Annotated in this window: 15 protein-coding genes; 11 read left to right on the top strand and 4 right to left on the bottom strand. The window is 54.8% G+C overall.

Annotated elements, in window-relative coordinates; genetic code table 11:
* Positions 1 to 8: 8 nt before the first annotated feature.
* The 5 genes from ubiI (at position 9) to C813_RS26910 (ending at position 6,974) form a co-directional block, all read left to right on the top strand.
* Positions 9 to 1,211 (top strand): FAD-dependent 2-octaprenylphenol hydroxylase, encoded by a 1,203-nt coding sequence (ubiI, locus tag C813_RS26890; RefSeq protein WP_017457607.1) that lies wholly within the window; start codon positions 9 to 11, stop codon positions 1,209 to 1,211.
* A 423-nt stretch (positions 1,212 to 1,634) separates the two neighbouring features.
* Positions 1,635 to 2,729 carry a glycine cleavage system aminomethyltransferase GcvT gene (gene gcvT, locus C813_RS26895; RefSeq protein ID WP_017457608.1) on the top strand — a complete coding sequence of 365 codons (1,095 nt, stop codon included), beginning with the start codon at positions 1,635 to 1,637 and terminating at the stop codon, positions 2,727 to 2,729.
* A gap of 23 nt (positions 2,730 to 2,752) precedes the next feature.
* Entirely contained in the window at positions 2,753 to 3,142 is a 390-nt protein-coding gene (gcvH, locus tag C813_RS26900) for a glycine cleavage system protein GcvH (RefSeq protein WP_017457609.1), read from the top strand.
* A gap of 151 nt (positions 3,143 to 3,293) precedes the next feature.
* On the top strand, positions 3,294 to 6,167 hold the full coding sequence (gcvP, locus tag C813_RS26905; RefSeq protein ID WP_017457610.1) for an aminomethyl-transferring glycine dehydrogenase: 2,874 nt from the start codon (positions 3,294 to 3,296) through the stop codon (positions 6,165 to 6,167).
* Between the two features lie 63 nt (positions 6,168 to 6,230).
* Positions 6,231 to 6,974, top strand: a complete 744-nt coding sequence (locus C813_RS26910) for an SDR family oxidoreductase (RefSeq protein ID WP_017457611.1) — start codon at positions 6,231 to 6,233, stop codon at positions 6,972 to 6,974.
* 36 nt (positions 6,975 to 7,010) lie between these two features.
* Here the strand turns inward: C813_RS26910 and C813_RS26915 are convergent, their stop codons facing one another.
* Together C813_RS26915 and C813_RS26920 are read right to left on the bottom strand one after the other, a co-directional pair.
* Positions 7,011 to 8,444 (bottom strand): 6-phospho-beta-glucosidase, encoded by a 1,434-nt coding sequence (locus tag C813_RS26915; RefSeq protein WP_017457612.1) that lies wholly within the window; start codon positions 8,442 to 8,444, stop codon positions 7,011 to 7,013.
* Between the two features lie 116 nt (positions 8,445 to 8,560).
* Positions 8,561 to 9,289 (bottom strand): MurR/RpiR family transcriptional regulator, encoded by a 729-nt coding sequence (locus tag C813_RS26920; protein WP_025263844.1) that lies wholly within the window; start codon positions 9,287 to 9,289, stop codon positions 8,561 to 8,563.
* Positions 9,290 to 9,528: 239 nt separating this feature from the next.
* Between C813_RS26920 and trhA the strand changes: the two genes are divergently transcribed.
* The gene (gene trhA, locus C813_RS26925) at positions 9,529 to 10,188 is read left to right on the top strand and encodes a PAQR family membrane homeostasis protein TrhA (RefSeq protein ID WP_017457614.1); all 660 of its coding nucleotides are present in this window, start codon (positions 9,529 to 9,531) and stop codon (positions 10,186 to 10,188) included.
* Between the two features lie 61 nt (positions 10,189 to 10,249).
* Here trhA and ygfZ read toward each other — a convergent pair whose 3' ends face one another.
* Positions 10,250 to 11,233 carry a tRNA-modifying protein YgfZ gene (ygfZ, locus tag C813_RS26930; RefSeq protein ID WP_017457615.1) on the bottom strand — a complete coding sequence of 328 codons (984 nt, stop codon included), beginning with the start codon at positions 11,231 to 11,233 and terminating at the stop codon, positions 10,250 to 10,252.
* A gap of 246 nt (positions 11,234 to 11,479) precedes the next feature.
* Here ygfZ and sdhE point away from each other — a divergent pair, with 246 nt between their 5' ends.
* The gene (gene sdhE, locus C813_RS26935) at positions 11,480 to 11,746 is read left to right on the top strand and encodes an FAD assembly factor SdhE (protein ID WP_017457616.1); all 267 of its coding nucleotides are present in this window, start codon (positions 11,480 to 11,482) and stop codon (positions 11,744 to 11,746) included.
* Entirely contained in the window at positions 11,727 to 12,143 is a 417-nt protein-coding gene (locus tag C813_RS26940; protein WP_017457617.1) for a protein YgfX, read from the top strand. The genes sdhE and C813_RS26940 overlap by 20 nt, the downstream gene beginning before the upstream one ends.
* Before the next feature lie 13 nt (positions 12,144 to 12,156).
* Here C813_RS26940 and fldB read toward each other — a convergent pair whose 3' ends face one another.
* Positions 12,157 to 12,678 carry a flavodoxin FldB gene (fldB, locus tag C813_RS26945; protein WP_017457618.1) on the bottom strand — a complete coding sequence of 174 codons (522 nt, stop codon included), beginning with the start codon at positions 12,676 to 12,678 and terminating at the stop codon, positions 12,157 to 12,159.
* A 99-nt stretch (positions 12,679 to 12,777) separates the two neighbouring features.
* On the opposite strand from fldB, the gene xerD reads away from it, so the two are divergent.
* From xerD to recJ, 3 genes are read left to right on the top strand one after another with little or no spacing between them, the layout of a single operon-like run.
* The gene (gene xerD / locus C813_RS26950) at positions 12,778 to 13,674 is read left to right on the top strand and encodes a site-specific tyrosine recombinase XerD (RefSeq protein WP_017457619.1); all 897 of its coding nucleotides are present in this window, start codon (positions 12,778 to 12,780) and stop codon (positions 13,672 to 13,674) included.
* A 24-nt stretch (positions 13,675 to 13,698) separates the two neighbouring features.
* Positions 13,699 to 14,412 carry a bifunctional protein-disulfide isomerase/oxidoreductase DsbC gene (dsbC, locus tag C813_RS26955; RefSeq protein WP_017457620.1) on the top strand — a complete coding sequence of 238 codons (714 nt, stop codon included), beginning with the start codon at positions 13,699 to 13,701 and terminating at the stop codon, positions 14,410 to 14,412.
* 5 nt (positions 14,413 to 14,417) lie between these two features.
* On the top strand, positions 14,418 to 16,151 hold the full coding sequence (recJ, locus tag C813_RS26960) for a single-stranded-DNA-specific exonuclease RecJ (protein WP_017457621.1): 1,734 nt from the start codon (positions 14,418 to 14,420) through the stop codon (positions 16,149 to 16,151).
* Positions 16,152 to 16,184 lie beyond the last annotated feature (33 nt).

Below are 16,184 nucleotides of genomic sequence, written 5' to 3' on the forward strand. Positions count from 1 at the left end.
AGCGAAGAGTGCAGAGTGTTGATGTTGCGATTGTCGGCGGCGGTATGGTCGGGCTGGCGCTGGCCTGTGGTTTACAGGGTAGCGGGTTGCGCGTGGCGGTGCTGGAGCAGAATGAACCGACACCGCTGGGGGAAGATGCTCCCCCGGCGCTGCGCGTGTCAGCGATTAATGCTGCCAGCGAAAAGTTACTGACGCACCTTGGCGTCTGGTCAAATATTATTGCCCAACGTGCCGGGCGTTATCACGGTATGGAAGTGTGGGACAAAGACAGTTTTGGCCGCATCGCGTTTGACGATCAGAGCATGGGCTACAGCCATCTTGGTTACATTATTGAAAACGCGGTGATCCACCAGGCGCTGTGGGATAAATCCCGGCAGTGCAAGGATGTTACCCTCATGGCTCCGGCTGAGTTGCAGCAGGTGGCGTGGGGCGAAAACGACGCGTTTCTGACCTTAAAAGATGGCACCATGCTTACCGCACGGCTGGTGGTTGGCGCAGATGGTGCGAACTCCTGGCTGCGTAACAAGGCCGATATTCCGTTAACGTTCTGGGATTACCATCATCATGCGCTCGTGGCGACTATTCGCACCGATGAACCGCATCAGGCGGTGGCGCGCCAGGTGTTTCACGCCGACGGCATTCTCGCTTTTTTGCCGCTTAACGATCCGCATTTGTGCTCAATTGTCTGGTCGCTGCCGCCAGAGCAGGCGAAAGACATGCAGCAGGCGAGTGAGGAAGCATTCAACCAGGCGCTGTGCGTGGCGTTCGATAACCGTCTTGGGCTGTGCCGCGTTGAGAGCGAACGTCAGGTATATCCGCTCACCGGACGCTATGCGCGCCAGTTTGCCGGACACCGTCTGGCGCTGGTTGGCGATGCTGCGCACACTATTCATCCGCTGGCGGGGCAGGGTGTTAATCTCGGGTTTATGGATGTCGCGGAGTTGATAACCGAGCTGAAGCGCCTGAGTCGCGAAGGTAAAGACATTGGCCAGCATCTCTATTTGCGCCGCTATGAGCGCAGCCGCAAACACAGCGCGGCGTTGATGCTGGCCGGAATGCAGGGTTTTCGCGAACTCTTCTCGGGTGCAAACCCGGCGAAAAAGCTGCTGCGTGATATCGGCCTGAAACTGGCAGATACCCTTCCCGGGGTGAAAACCCGTTTGTTACGCCAGGCGATGGGGCTTAACGACCTGCCTGAGTGGTTACGTTAACTGCGTCACACTTTCCCTTCCCGGTCCCGGGAAGGGATACTTCCTCCTCATTTGAAATATTCTAATTTCACCTCATTTTTCGGATTAGATTTTCTCATGTCGCATTTTTTTCTTTTCGGGAAAATCCTCTCTTTTGCAGAGTGAAATGCTGCAATCTCTTCTCCTTTGTCGGTAATGCTGATTTTTAATGAAGGGTGAATCGTTATTCACCAGAATAATGCTCTGATGGCATTTTGTGCGTGATGGGTCATAAGCTAATGTGATGGACCATTCTTCTTTATGGTTAAGCACTGCTTTCGGTGATAAGTTCAGGCTAAAGAGAACGTTTGCGTCGACGTCGTAAAACGGTGTCGGCACCAGTTGTTTTGGCGCAAATCACGCCGCCGAAAAACGTGATGGCTCAGCTTATTCGACGAGGAAAAGATGGCTCAGCAGACCCCTTTATACGAACAACACACGCTAAACGGTGCCCGCATGGTGGATTTCCATGGCTGGATGATGCCGCTGCATTACGGCTCGCAAATCGACGAGCACCACGCGGTGCGCACCGATGCCGGAATGTTTGATGTGTCGCACATGACCATCGTCGATCTCAAAGGCAGCCGTACCCGGGAGTTTCTGCGTTATTTGCTGGCAAACGACGTCGCTAAACTCACCAAGCCCGGTAAAGCGCTCTATACCGGCATGCTAAATGCCTCGGGCGGCGTGATTGATGACTTAATCGTCTATTACTTCACTGAAGATTTCTTCCGCCTCGTTGTAAACTCCGCCACCCGCGAAAAAGACCTCTCCTGGATTTCCCAACACGCTGAGCCTTATGCCATCGACATCACCGTCCGTGATGATTTGTCGTTGATCGCGGTACAAGGCCCGAACGCACAGGCGAAAGCCGCCAGCCTATTCACTGACGAGCAGCGCCACGCCGTTGAAGGAATGAAACCGTTCTTTGGCGTGGAAACCGGTGATCTGTTCATTGCGACCACCGGTTATACCGGCGAAGCAGGGTATGAAATTGCGCTGCCTAATGAAAAGGCGGCCAGCTTCTGGCAAGCGCTGGTCAATGCGGGCGTGAAACCTTGCGGCCTGGGCGCGCGCGATACGCTGCGTCTGGAAGCGGGTATGAACCTGTACGGTCAGGAGATGGATGAAGGTATCTCTCCGCTGGCCGCGAACATGGGCTGGACGATCGCCTGGGAGCCGCAGGATCGTGAATTTATCGGTCGTGAAGCGCTGGAACTGCAACGCGAAAAAGGCACCGAACAGCTGGTTGGCCTGGTGATGACGGAAAAAGGCGTATTGCGTAATGAACTGCCGGTGCACTTCACCGATGCGCAAGGCAATGTGCAAAAAGGCGTGATCACCAGCGGTACGTTCTCGCCAACGCTCGGCTACAGTATTGCACTGGCACGTGTTCCGGCGGGGATCGGCGAAAATGCCGTTGTACAGATCCGCAACCGCGAAATGCCGGTGAAAGTCACTAAACCTGTTTTTGTACGCGCTGGTAAACCCGTCGCGTAATCTTTTTATCTGGAGAGAATGAAATGAGCAATGTACCAGGCGAACTGAAATACAGCAAAGAACATGAGTGGCTGCGCAAAGAAGCGGACGGCACCTACACCGTTGGCATCACCGAACACGCACAGGAACTGCTGGGCGATATGGTGTTTGTCGATCTGCCGGAAGCGGGCGCGACGGTTAGCGCGGGCGATGATTGCGCCGTTGCCGAATCGGTAAAAGCGGCTTCTGATATCTACGCGCCAATCAGCGGTGAAATCGTGGCGGTCAACGAGCAACTGGCGGATTCGCCGGAGCTGGTCAACAGCGAGCCGTATGGCGAAGGCTGGATCTTCAAAATTAAGGCCAGCGACGAAACAGAAGTTGCCGCCCTGCTGGACGCAACAGCCTACGCCGCACTGCTCGAAGACGAGTAAATACGCGCCATCTTTCGCGTTGCGGACGTGTTGGCTTCCTCGCTCATCCCTTTGGGGATTGCTGCGTCGCCGCCTTCCTGCAACGCGAAGGATTTAGCGTATTCAGATAATTTCCAAATCGATTCACTGCACGTTTCAGGAACCATCGCTCATGACACAGACTTTAAGCCAGCTTGAAAACCGTGGCGCTTTTATTGGACGTCACATTGGGCCGGATGCTCAGCAACAGCAGGAGATGCTGAACACAGTTGGCGCGGATTCGTTAAACGCACTGATTGGCCAGATCGTGCCAAAAGACATCCAGCTTGCCACACCGCCGCAGGTTGGGGAATCGACCACTGAGTTTGCGGCCCTGGCCGAGCTGAAAGCGATTGCCAGCCGCAACAAGCGCTTTAAGTCTTACATTGGCATGGGCTACACCGCCGTGCAGTTGCCGCCGGTTATTCTGCGCAACATGCTGGAAAATCCAGGCTGGTACACCGCCTACACCCCGTATCAGCCAGAAGTGTCGCAGGGTCGCCTTGAAGCGCTACTCAACTTCCAGCAGGTTACGCTCGATCTCACCGGGCTGGATATCGCTTCCGCGTCGCTGCTGGATGAAGCCACCGCCGCAACTGAAGCAATGGCCATGGCGAAGCGCGTCAGCAAACTGAAAGGTGCCAACCGCTTCTTCGTTGCCGCCGATGTGCATCCGCAAACGCTGGACGTCGTGCGAACTCGCGCCGAAACCTTCGGTTTTGATGTGATTGTTGATGACGCGACCAAAGTCCTTGATCACCAGGATGTGTTTGGCGTACTGCTCCAGCAGGTCGGCACGACGGGCGAAGTGCATGATTACAGCACGCTGATTAATGAGCTGAAATCCCGCAAAATTGTGGTCAGTGTCGCCGCTGATTTGCTTGCGCTGGTGCAACTGACCGCGCCAGGCAAACAGGGTGCCGATATTGTGTTTGGCTCCGCGCAGCGCTTTGGCGTGCCGATGGGCTACGGTGGCCCGCACGCGGCATTCTTTGCCGCAAAAGATGAATACAAACGCTCCATGCCAGGCCGCATTATCGGTGTGTCGAAAGATGCCGCCGGTAACACCGCGCTGCGCATGGCGATGCAGACGCGCGAGCAACATATTCGCCGCGAGAAAGCCAATTCCAACATCTGTACTTCGCAGGTTCTGCTGGCCAACATTGCCAGCTTGTTCGCGGTGTTCCACGGTCCGGCCGGGCTGAAACGCATTGCCGGGCGTATTCATCGCCTGACCGATATCCTCGCTGCCGGTTTGCAGCGTGGCGGCCTGAGACTGCGCCACGCGCACTATTTTGACACCCTGTGTGTTGATGTTGCGGACAAAGCCGCCGTGCTGGCTCGCGCCGAAGCGAAGGAAATTAACCTGCGTAGCGACATTCTTAACGCCGTTGGCATTACGCTGGATGAAACCACCACGCGTGAAGATGTGCAGGTGCTGTTTAACGTGCTGCTGGGCGATAAACACGGCCTCGATATTGACGCACTGGACAAAGAGGTTGCGCTCGACAGCCGTTCCATCCCTCAGAGCATGCTGCGTGAAGACGCTTTCCTGACACATCCGGTATTTAATCGCTATCACAGCGAAACCGAGATGATGCGTTACATGCACTCGCTGGAGCATAAAGATCTGGCGCTAAACCAGGCGATGATCCCGCTGGGTTCTTGCACCATGAAACTGAACGCGGCGGCGGAAATGATCCCGATTACCTGGCCGGAATTTGCCGAACTGCACCCGTTCTGCCCGCCGGAACAGGCGGAAGGTTATCACCAGATGATCGCTCAGCTCTCTGACTGGCTGGTAAAACTGACCGGTTATGATGCGCTCTGCATGCAGCCGAACTCCGGCGCGCAGGGCGAATACGCCGGTTTGCTGGCGATTCGTCACTATCATGAAAGCCGCAATGAGGGTCACCGCGATATCTGCCTGATCCCAAGCTCTGCGCACGGTACTAACCCGGCATCGGCGCAGATGGCGGGGATGCAGGTTGTGGTGGTTGCGTGTGATAAAAACGGCAACATCGATCTGGTCGATCTGCGTGCGAAAGCGGAGCAGGCGGGTGGCAACCTCTCCTGCATCATGGTGACGTACCCGTCCACCCACGGTGTGTATGAAGAGACAATTCGCGAAGTGTGCGAAGTGGTGCATCAGTTCGGCGGCCAGGTTTACCTGGATGGCGCGAACATGAACGCCCAGGTGGGCATCACGTCGCCGGGCTTTATCGGCGCGGATGTGTCGCACCTTAATTTGCATAAAACCTTCTGCATTCCGCACGGCGGCGGCGGTCCGGGCATGGGGCCGATTGGCGTGAAAGCGCATCTGGCACCGTTTGTACCGGGTCACAGCGTAGTGCAGATTGAAGGGATGCTTACCCGTCAGGGTGCGGTCTCTGCGGCACCGTTTGGTAGCGCGTCGATTCTGCCGATCAGCTGGATGTATATCCGCATGATGGGCGCGGAAGGGCTGAAACAAGCGAGCCAGGTGGCGATCCTTAATGCCAACTACATCGCCAGCCGTCTGAAAGATGCTTTCCCGGTGCTGTATACCGGTCGCGATGGTCGCGTCGCGCACGAGTGTATTCTCGATATTCGCCCGCTGAAAGAAGAGACCGGCATCAGCGAGCTGGATATCGCTAAGCGTCTGATTGATTACGGCTTCCATGCGCCAACCATGTCCTTCCCGGTTGCCGGTACGCTGATGGTGGAGCCGACTGAATCAGAAAGCAAAGTCGAACTGGATCGCTTTATCGATGCCATGCTGGCAATTCGCGCGGAAATCGAACGTGTGAAACAGGGCGAGTGGACGCTGGAAGATAATCCGCTGGTTAACGCTCCGCATACGCAGAATGAGCTGGTAGCAGAGTGGAATCACGGTTACACCCGCGAACTGGCGGTGTTCCCGGCAGGTTTTGCCAACAAATACTGGCCGACCGTGAAGCGTCTGGACGATGTGTACGGCGACCGTAACCTGTTCTGTTCCTGCGTGCCGATGAGCGAATATCAGTAATGCGCTGATTCGGCTATCTTTTAAGGGCGCTTCGGCGCCCTTTTTACTTTTCAGGAGAACCAGATGGCGATTGCATTAGTGACCGGTGGCAGCCGGGGAATTGGCCGCGCAACCGCGCTGCTGCTGGCACAAGAAGGCTACACCGTTGCCGTCAATTATCACCGCAACAAGTCTGCTGCCGACAACGTGGTGGCGGAAATCAGCGCGCAGGGTGGGCATGCGTTCGCAGTACAGGCTGATATCAGTGATGAAGCGCAGGTACAGGCCATGTTCGCGTCTCTCGATGAAAAACCGGAACCGCTTACCGCGTTGGTCAATAATGCCGGGATCTTGTTTCAGCAAAGCCGGGTGGAGCAACTGAGCGCAGAACGCATCAATCGCGTGCTGGCGACCAACGTGACGGGCTATTTCCTCTGCTGTCGCGAAGCGGTAAAACGGATGTCCACCCAACACGGTGGACATGGCGGCGCGATTGTTAATGTTTCCTCGGCGGCGGCGCGTCTCGGCTCGCCCGGCGAATACGTTGATTATGCGGCGTCAAAAGGGGCCGTCGATACGCTCACTACCGGGCTGGCCCTGGAAGTAGCGGCGGATGGTATCCGCGTGAATGGCGTGCGTCCGGGTTTTATCTACACAGATATGCATGCCAGCGGCGGTGAGCCAGGGCGTGTGGACCGGGTAAGCAGCGTGATCCCGATGCGGCGAGGTGGGCAACCGGAAGAAGTGGCGCAGGGCATTGTCTGGCTGTTGAGCGACAAAGCGTCGTATGTCACCGGCAGTTTTCTCGATTTAGCCGGCGGCAGATAAGCACATCTCTCCCGTCAGGGAGAGATGTTTACAGCGTTAAAGATTTTCGCCGTTGCTGGCAATCACTTCTTTGTACCAGTTAAAGCTCTTTTTCCGGGAACGCGACATATCACCGGTGCCGTCATCGTGCTTGTTCACGTAGATAAAACCGTAGCGTTTGCTGTACTGACCGGTGGTAAAAGAGACGCAGTCGATACAGCCCCACGGGGTGTAACCCATCAGATCCACGCCGTCGTGAGTCACCGCCTCGATCATCTCTTTGACGTGCGCGCGCAGGTAATCAATTCGGTAATCGTCATTGATGCTGCCATCGGCTTCGACTTTGTCGTACGCGCCAAAGCCGTTCTCGACGATAAACAGCGGCTTCTGATAGCGTTCGTATAGCTCGCACAACGCATAGCGCAGGCCAACCGGATCAATCTGCCAGCCCCAGTCAGATGCTTTAACATGCGGGTTAGGGACGCTGCCCTGGAAACCGGAGAGCGCATCGCCAGCGCCGCCTTCCGCTTTCACCGCGTTGGTCATGTAATAGCTAAAGCCGAGGTAATCGCAGCACCCTTCGCGCAAAATCGCCTCGTCGCCGGCTTCCATGTTGATGGTAAAACCACGCCGTTCCCATTCGTTCAGTACATAAGAAGGGTAATAGCCGCGCAGTTGGACATCGGTAAAGACATAACGCTCACGCATTGACTCCTGCGCGTACATCACATCGTCCGGCTTACAGGAGAAGGGATACAGCGGCACCATTGCCAGCATGCAGCCAATTTTCATTTCCGGGTTAATACGATGACCGATTTTGACCGCCATGGCGCTGGCAACAAACTGGTGGTGCAGCACCTGGTACATGGTCTCTTCGGGGTTTTCATGTTCGGTGTAGACCACGCCGGAACAGCAGTAGCCAAACAGCGGCGCGCGCCAGTTGCGCTGGTTGTTGATTTCGTTAAAGGTCATCCAGTATTTGACCTTGCTCTTGTAGCGCTCGAAAACCACTTCGGCGAAGCGTATAAAGAAATCGACCACTTTACGGTTGGTCCAGCCGCCGTATTCCTGCACCAGGTGCAGCGGCATTTCGAAGTGGGACAGCGTGATGACCAGCTCGATGTTGTATTTCAGCAGCTCATCAAACATGTCGTCGTAAAACTTCAGCCCTTCTTCATTCGGCTGTTGTTCATCGCCCAGCGGGAAGATGCGGGTCCAGGCGATGGAGGTGCGGAAACATTTGAAGCCCATTTCGGCAAACAGCTTGATGTCTTCTTTGTAGTGGCCATGAAAATCAATGGCTTCGTGGTTCGGGTAGTATTTGCCTGCCACCACTTCCTGTGTGATTTCACGTGGAACACCGTGCGCGCCGCCGGTCAGGACATCGCAAATGCTCGGGCCTTTGCCGCCTTTATTCCAGCCGCCTTCAACCTGGTGTGCGGCAACCGCGCCGCCCCATAAAAAGTCTTTCGGTAAGGTCAATTTTTTCATTGTTGCTATTCCCGTTATATTGGCTGATAACGAGTCTAACAAAGGGGAATTAAATGTCACGATATAACAAATTACCGCTGGGGTAATTTGTTACACCGAAAAAACACACTGTTTTTTTATGCTATTTTCTTCGCCAGTTTACGTCCCAGCGACTCGAGAATATAAATAACAGGGACTTGCGTAGTTATATCGTAACCGCCGCTAATGCGCATTTGCGGCACATGCCAGGAGATATTAAAGTCTGCCAGTTTTGCCAGTCGCGAGTGTTCGTGGCTGGTAATCGACAGCACTTTGCAGTGGTGCAGGCTGAACTGGCTGGCAAAGCGCAGGATCTCTTCCGTCTCACCAGAAACTGACAGGACAATTGCCAGCGCGTTTTTGGCCATATCATTGGTGACAGGAAAATAAGGGTCGTCGATATGATTACTGAATTTACCGATATTTGAGAAGAATCTTGCGCCATATTTCGCCAGCGCGCCAGATGTGCCTGCGCCGACAAATATAATGCGTTCGGAAGATAATATAATATCAACGGTGTTATCTAATAATTTATCAAACTCGTCATTGTTGACGCTTTTAAAAAAGCTGATTACTTCGCTGGCGCCAAAATTCGCTTGCGGCGGCTCATTTTGCTCTAAATATAATTTAAATCGTACGCGAAATTCAGAGTAGCCTTCGCAGTTGAGCTTGCGGCAAAAGCGCAACACGGTCGTGGTGGAGACGCCCGCCGCGTCGGCCAGTTCACGAATGGTCATGTACATCACTTTGTCGCGATTTTTGATGACAAAGTTGTAAACCAACATCTCCAGAGTATTCAGGCTGGCGATGGCGGAGTGAGTAAACATTGTCACGGCGATATCCTTTGCTTGCTGTAAACGTAGCCCAATGCAACCCGGCAGGCTTTTTGCGTGCTCACATGCTGCCATAACTCCGGCGCCGTTTCCCTGACTTTCGCATTCATGAGGGACAGCCCGCGTCATGAAACATTCATCAACGATATTTATTTTAGCGTACAGGTGTGCACTGGAATCATTCTCAGTTACTCTAGTGTTGCGACGTTTTTTTGAGTTTTCCCGGAGTTACCATGGTTAAGAAACCTTTAATCGCACAGGGATACACACTGGCAGAGGAAATTGCCAACAGTATCAGCCACGGTATCGGGCTGGTGTTCGGTATTGTCGGCCTGGTACTGCTGCTGGTACAGGCGGTAGACAGCAATGCCAGTATGACGGCGATTACCAGCTACGCGCTTTATGGCGGCAGCATGATCCTGCTGTTTCTCGCCTCCACGCTGTATCATGCGATTCCGCACCAGCGCGCAAAAATATGGTTAAAGAAATTTGACCACTGCGCTATTTATCTGCTGATTGCCGGAACCTATACGCCTTTTTTACTTGTCGGTCTGGATTCACCGCTGGCGCGTGGGCTGATGATTGTTATCTGGGGCCTGGCCTTACTGGGGATCCTGTTTAAGCTCACCATTGCGCACCGGTTCAAAGTGCTGTCGCTGGTGACATACCTGGCGATGGGCTGGTTGTCGTTGATTGTGATTTATCAGCTTGCGACGCGGTTATCCGTGGGCGGTGTGACGCTGCTGGCTGTCGGTGGGCTGGTGTACTCGCTGGGCGTCATTTTCTACGTCTGTAAACGTATTCCCTATAATCATGCAATCTGGCACGGCTTTGTGCTGGGCGGCAGCGTGTGTCATTTCCTGGCGATCTATTTGTATGTCGGGCAAGTTTAAGCAGTAGCGCCGGGCGGCTTTTGCCAGCCCGGCTATAGCATGGCAGTTGTTTTAACGCGGATTATTCTTCTTCCAGCGAGTAAGGCAGCGGCTCAATGCTTAACGTACTGGCGTCGTCGCGGACGCGGAACACGCTGTTTGGTTCCATGTCATTGTTCATCACGACCTGAACCAGCACGCGGCCGTCATCCAACTGAGTCGATGCCAGCACCGTACCGGTTCGACGCCAGTTTTCACCCATTTTTAGCTCAAGATCTTCACCCGCTTCCGGCGTGCGGCTGGCAGCGCCTGCCAGGTACCACAGCGCACGCTTGTTGGCACCACGGAATTTCGCGCGAGCAACCATTTCTTGCCCGGTATAACACCCTTTTTTGAAGCTGATGCCGCCCAACGCCTGCAGGTTGGTTGCCTGCGGAATGAATTGCGCGCTGTTTGGCTCGTCAATCACGGGTAACCCGGCTTCGATATTTAGCGCCAGCCACTGTTGGCTGTTGTTAAGCTGCGCTTCACCGCGCAGTTTTTCCGTCACCTGTTCTGCCGTTGCGACATCAGTAACCAGCAGGAAACGCTCGCCCGGATGTTCAAACCACAGAATGGTTGTTTCACCTTCTTGCACAACCTGCTTTTCGCTGTCCGGCAGCGTTGTGAAGAGATTGGCCAGCGCGGCGCGAGCCTGAAAACCGGCAACGCCCAGCAACACATGTTCGTCATCTGCGGCGATAGTGACTTTTGAGAAAACGGCGTACTTTTTCAGTTCTCGAAGTTGCGATTCACGCACGCTGCGGCGCAAAATCCAGGCAAATCCTTCCTGAAAGTGAAACAACCGCATATTGCTCCACATTTTGCCTTTAGAATCGCAATGCGCCGCCAGCAGATGCTGATCCGCCGCCATCTTCGACACGTCCGCGGTAACCTGGCCTTGCAGATATTTCTCGCTATCCGCACCGGTAATGGTTGCCAGCGCCCAGTCATCGAGCGTCATAAGCGTCAGCGGCAGACGGGCGGATGCGGTCGGCTGACGCGGAGGAAATGGAGTAAAAGCCATAATAATGTCCTGATTAGCTTAACGCTGTGTTGGTACTTAATGGTAAAAGAGCCATTGTTCAATGCAAGCGATAAAGCATGCGATTTGTGCCATTGTGCGAGCATTGCGAGGCGCTACGCAGCACTGTGATAATTTTGCAGACGATGCGATTTATTCTGGAAGCAGGTCCGGGAAGCTAAATATTCCGCAAAAGGAATATTAAAAACACGTTACAATAGACCCTCATGCCTATGAAGGGAGAAGAACATGGATATTAATAATAAAGCCCGCATCCATTGGGCCTGTCGCCGCGGAATGCGCGAACTCGATATCTCCATCATGCCTTTTTTTGAACATGAGTACGACTCGCTCAGTGACCACGACAAACAGGTGTTTGTGCGTCTGCTGGAGAGTGATGATCCGGATTTATTCAACTGGTTGATGAATCATGGCAAACCCCAGGACGCGGAGTTGCAGCGAATGGTGCAGTTAATTCAGACACGGAATCGGGATCGTGGTCCTGTGGCAATCTGATTTACGCGTCTCATGGCGCGCACAATGGATTTCGTTATTACTGCACGGATTGGTGGCGGCCTTCATTCTTTTTATGCCATGGCCGTTGAGCTATACGCCGCTGTGGCTTTTGCTGCTGTCGCTGGTGGTTTTCGACTGCGTACGCAGCCAGCGGCGGATTAACGCCTGCCACGGCGAAATCAAACTGCTCATGGATTCCCGCCTGCGCTGGCAAGGTGTGGAGTGGGATATTGTCGGTACACCCTGGATGATTCGCGGCGGCATGATGTTGCGTTTACGCCGTGCGGAAGATGGGCGGCGCCAGCATTTATGGCTGGCGGCAGACAGCATGGATTCGCAGGAGTGGCGCGATCTACGCCGGATGATTATCCAAAATCCGGCGCAGGGGCTGCATTAAGGCGGGTGATGGCTCAGCCGAGCCGTTCCGCCATTTCCGTCAGTATTTGCTCGCACCAGCCTTGAATGCGTTCATCGCTCAAATCGTACTGATTGGTCTCATCCAGCGCCAGCCCGACAAAGAGCTGCCCGTCGGCAATGACTGGTTTTTTACTGGTAAATTCGTAGCCTTCTGTTGGCCAGTACCCGATGAACGTCGCGCCTTTAGGGGCCAGTTTGTCGTGGAGCATGCCGAGTGCGTCGAGGAACCATTCGCCGTAACCGAGCTGATCGCCCATGCCGTACAACGCAATGATTTTTCCGTCGAGATTGAGGTTATCAAGCTGATCCCAAACCGCTTCCCAATCTTCCTGCAGTTCGCCGAAATCCCAGGTGGGAATGCCCAGAATAAGCGCGTCGTACTGTTCCATCAGGGTAGGAGCATCGTCTTTCAGGTTGTGCAGCGTCACCAGTTCCGGGCCGATAATATCGCGGATTTTTTCCGCCGCCATTTCGGTGTAGCAAGTGCTGGAACCGTAAAACAGACCGATATTCATAACGTAAACTTCTCGATTCTTGATGAGTCTTTTCACGCAGTGTACCAGAATCGTACATCAATCAGGCATAATGCAGCGTTTGAGTAAAGGAGACGCTGGATGGAACAGGATCTCGCACGTATCGAACAGTTTCTCGATGCTCTCTGGCTTGAGAACAATCTGGCGGAAAATACGCTAAACGCTTACCGCCGCGATTTGAAAAGCGTGGTGGAGTGGCTGCACCACCACGCCAGCAGTCTGGAAAAAGCGCAAGGTGATGATTTACAGGCGCTGTTAGCTGAAAGGGTGAGTGGTGGTTATAAGGCCACCAGCTCGGCGCGCTTGCTTAGCGCCGTGCGACGTTTTTTTCAGTACCTTTACCGGGAAAAAGTACGCAGCGACGATCCCAGCGCATTACTCGCATCGCCTAAATTGCCGCAACGTTTACCGAAAGACTTAAGTGAAACGCAGGTGGGCAGGCTTTTGCAGGCGCCGGTGGTTGACCAACCGCTGGAGTTACGCGATAAAGCGATGCTTGAGGTGTTGTATGCGACCGGCCTGCGCGTCTCTGAACTGGTTGGTCTGACGATGAGTGATATCAGCCTGCGTCAGGGCGTGGTGCGAGTGATTGGTAAAGGCAATAAAGAACGCCTGGTGCCGCTGGGCGAAGAGGCGGTGTACTGGGTTGAAAACTATCTGGAGCATGGTCGCCCGTGGCTGCTTAACGGTGTCTCAATTGATGTGCTGTTTCCAAGCCAGCGCGCGCAGCAGATGACGCGCCAGACTTTCTGGCATCGCATTAAGCACTATGCGACGCTTGCGGGCATCGACAGTGAAAAGCTCTCGCCCCACGTTTTGCGCCATGCGTTTGCCACCCATCTGCTGAACCACGGCGCGGATCTGCGAGTAGTGCAAATGCTCTTAGGCCACCAGGATTTATCGACCACGCAAATTTATACGCATGTCGCTACCGAGCGGCTGCGCAAGCTTCATCAACAGCATCACCCGCGGGCGTGAATGCTGACAATCTAAGGATGTGTTATGAAAAAAGGTTTAGTGATGTTCACCCTGCTGGCGGCGGCGTTTAGCGGCGCGGCACATGCCGATGACGCGGCGATCAAACAGTCGCTGGCAAAATTGGGTGTACAGAGTGGCGAAGTGCTGCCCGCGCCTGTTGCCGGAATGAAAGCCGTATTGACCAACAGCGGCGTGCTGTATGTGACCGAAGACGGCAAACATATCATCCAGGGCCCGATGTACGATGTCAGCGGCGCGCAGCCTGTAAACGTCACCACGAAGATGCTGTTACCGCATCTGAACGCGCTGGAAAAAGAGATGATTGTCTACAAAGCGCCGCAGGAAAAACATGTCATCACCGTGTTCACCGATATCACATGTGGTTACTGCCAGAAGCTGCATAGCGAGATGGCAGACTACAACGCGCTCGGCATCACTGTGCGTTACCTTGCCTTCCCGCGCCAGGGTGTGCCAAGCGAAGTTGAAAATCAGATGAAAGCTATCTGGTGTGCAAAAGATCCTAAAAAAGCTTTCGATAATGCGATGGAAGGTAAAGAGGTGAAACCCGCCAGCTGTGATATCGACATTGCCAACCATTACGCGCTGGGCGTGCAGTTTGGCGTCAACGGCACGCCAGCCATCGTGCTGAATGACGGCTACCTTGTTCCGGGGTATCAGGCTCCGGCGGAAATGAAAGCCTTCCTCGATCAACATCAAAAAGCGACCGGCGGTAAATAATTCGCGTGAAAGCTCAGATACAACTTCGCCGCCGTGAGGTGGATGACGCAGCAGAACTGGCCGAAGACTTGCCGCCGCTGCTGCGTCGCTTATACGCCAGCCGCGGTGTGCGCACGGCCAGTGAACTGGAACGCAGTGTTAAAGGCATGCTGCCGTGGCAACAACTTACCGGTATCGATGATGCAGTTACGCAGCTTTACAACGCCTTGCGTGAAGGGCTGCGCATTATTGTGGTGGGCGATTTCGATGCGGATGGCGCAACCAGCACCGCCCTTAGCGTGCTGGCGCTGCGCGCGCTCGGTTGCGAAAACGTCAGTTACCTGGTGCCAAACCGTTTTGACGACGGCTATGGGCTTAGTCCTGAAGTGGTCGATCAAGCGCATGCGCGTGGCGCACAGCTCATTCTGACGGTGGATAACGGCATCTCGTCACATGCCGGCGTGGCGCGAGCACATGAACTGGGGATCCCTGTGGTGGTAACCGATCACCATCTGCCGGGTGACACGCTGCCGGATGCCGAAGCGATTGTTAACCCGAATCTGCGCGACTGCGATTTTCCGTCGAAGTCGCTGGCCGGGGTTGGCGTTGCGTTCTATCTGATGCTGGCTTTGCGAGCCTTTTTGCGTGACAACGGCTGGTTTGAGGCGCGCGGCCTGGCGATGCCAAATCTGGCGGAACTGCTTGATTTGGTGGCGCTGGGAACGGTGGCGGACGTGGTGCCGCTGGATGCCAATAACCGCATTCTGACCTGGCAGGGGCTGAGTCGTATTCGCGCCGGGCGCTGCCGTCCGGGCATTAAGGCGCTGCTGGAAATCGCCAACCGCGATGCGCAAAAGCTGGCGGCCAGCGATCTCGGTTTTGCACTCGGGCCGCGCCTTAACGCGGCGGGCAGGCTGGATGATATGTCGGTGGGGGTTGCGCTGTTACTGTGCGATAACCTTGGTGAAGCGCGCCAGTTAGCCAGCGATCTCGACGCGTTGAACCAGACGCGCAAAGAGATTGAGCAGGGGATGCAGGCCGAAGCCCTGACGCTGTGCGAGCAGCTTGAGCGCAGCGGCGAAACGCTGCCCGGTGGTTTAGCAATGTACCATCCCGAGTGGCATCAGGGGGTGGTTGGTATCCTCGCTTCGCGCATTAAAGAGCGCTTTCACCGCCCGGTGATCGCCTTTGCGCCAGCCGGAGACGGCGTGCTGAAAGGCTCGGGGCGTTCGATTCAGGGGCTGCATATGCGCGATGCGCTGGAGCGTCTGGATATGCTGTTTCCTGGCATGATGCTCAAATTCGGCGGTCACGCAATGGCGGCCGGTTTGACGCTGGAAGAACACCGTTTTGAAGAATTTCGCCAGCGCTTTGGTGAGCTGGTGACCGAATGGCTGGATCCGGCGTTATTACAAGGTGAGATTGTCTCTGACGGTCCGCTGTCGGCGCAGGAGATGACGCTGGAAGTCGCGGAGATGCTGCGAGAAGCTGGCCCCTGGGGGCAAATGTTCCCGGAACCGCTGTTTGACGGTGAGTTTCGCCTCCTGCAGCAGCGGCTGGTGGGCGAGCGTCATCTGAAGGTGATGTTGGAGCCGGTTGGCGGCGGTCCGCTGCTTGATGGTATCGCTTTTAACGTCGATACCTCCTGCTGGCCGGACAACGGTGTGCGGCAGGTAAATATTGCTTATAAACTGGATGTGAACGAGTTTCGCGGCAATCGTAGCGTACAGCTGATCATCGAGAATCTCTGGCCACTTTAGCGCCAGTATTCGCTATAAAACAGGGCGGGAATC

The sequence above is a fragment of the Kosakonia sacchari SP1 genome (genome assembly GCF_000300455.3).
Taxonomy (GTDB): Bacteria; Pseudomonadota; Gammaproteobacteria; order Enterobacterales; family Enterobacteriaceae; genus Kosakonia; species Kosakonia sacchari.

Bases quoted from the DNA above. Each gene is read 5' to 3' on its own strand.
- gcvP (WP_017457610.1), top strand. From the start codon at position 3,294: ATGACACAGACTTTAAGCCAGCTTGAAAACCGTGGCGCTTTTATTGGA.
- ygfZ (WP_017457615.1), bottom strand. From the start codon at position 11,233: ATGGCTTTTACTCCATTTCCTCCGCGTCAGCCGACCGCATCCGCCCGT.
- C813_RS26915 (WP_017457612.1), bottom strand. From the start codon at position 8,444: ATGAAAAAATTGACCTTACCGAAAGACTTTTTATGGGGCGGCGCGGTT.
- C813_RS26910 (WP_017457611.1), top strand. From the start codon at position 6,231: ATGGCGATTGCATTAGTGACCGGTGGCAGCCGGGGAATTGGCCGCGCA.
- xerD (WP_017457619.1), top strand. From the start codon at position 12,778: ATGGAACAGGATCTCGCACGTATCGAACAGTTTCTCGATGCTCTCTGG.
- gcvT (WP_017457608.1), top strand. From the start codon at position 1,635: ATGGCTCAGCAGACCCCTTTATACGAACAACACACGCTAAACGGTGCC.
- fldB (WP_017457618.1), bottom strand. From the start codon at position 12,678: ATGAATATCGGTCTGTTTTACGGTTCCAGCACTTGCTACACCGAAATG.
- dsbC (WP_017457620.1), top strand. From the start codon at position 13,699: ATGAAAAAAGGTTTAGTGATGTTCACCCTGCTGGCGGCGGCGTTTAGC.
- C813_RS26920 (WP_025263844.1), bottom strand. From the start codon at position 9,289: ATGTTTACTCACTCCGCCATCGCCAGCCTGAATACTCTGGAGATGTTG.
- trhA (WP_017457614.1), top strand. From the start codon at position 9,529: ATGGTTAAGAAACCTTTAATCGCACAGGGATACACACTGGCAGAGGAA.
- gcvH (WP_017457609.1), top strand. From the start codon at position 2,753: ATGAGCAATGTACCAGGCGAACTGAAATACAGCAAAGAACATGAGTGG.
- sdhE (WP_017457616.1), top strand. From the start codon at position 11,480: ATGGATATTAATAATAAAGCCCGCATCCATTGGGCCTGTCGCCGCGGA.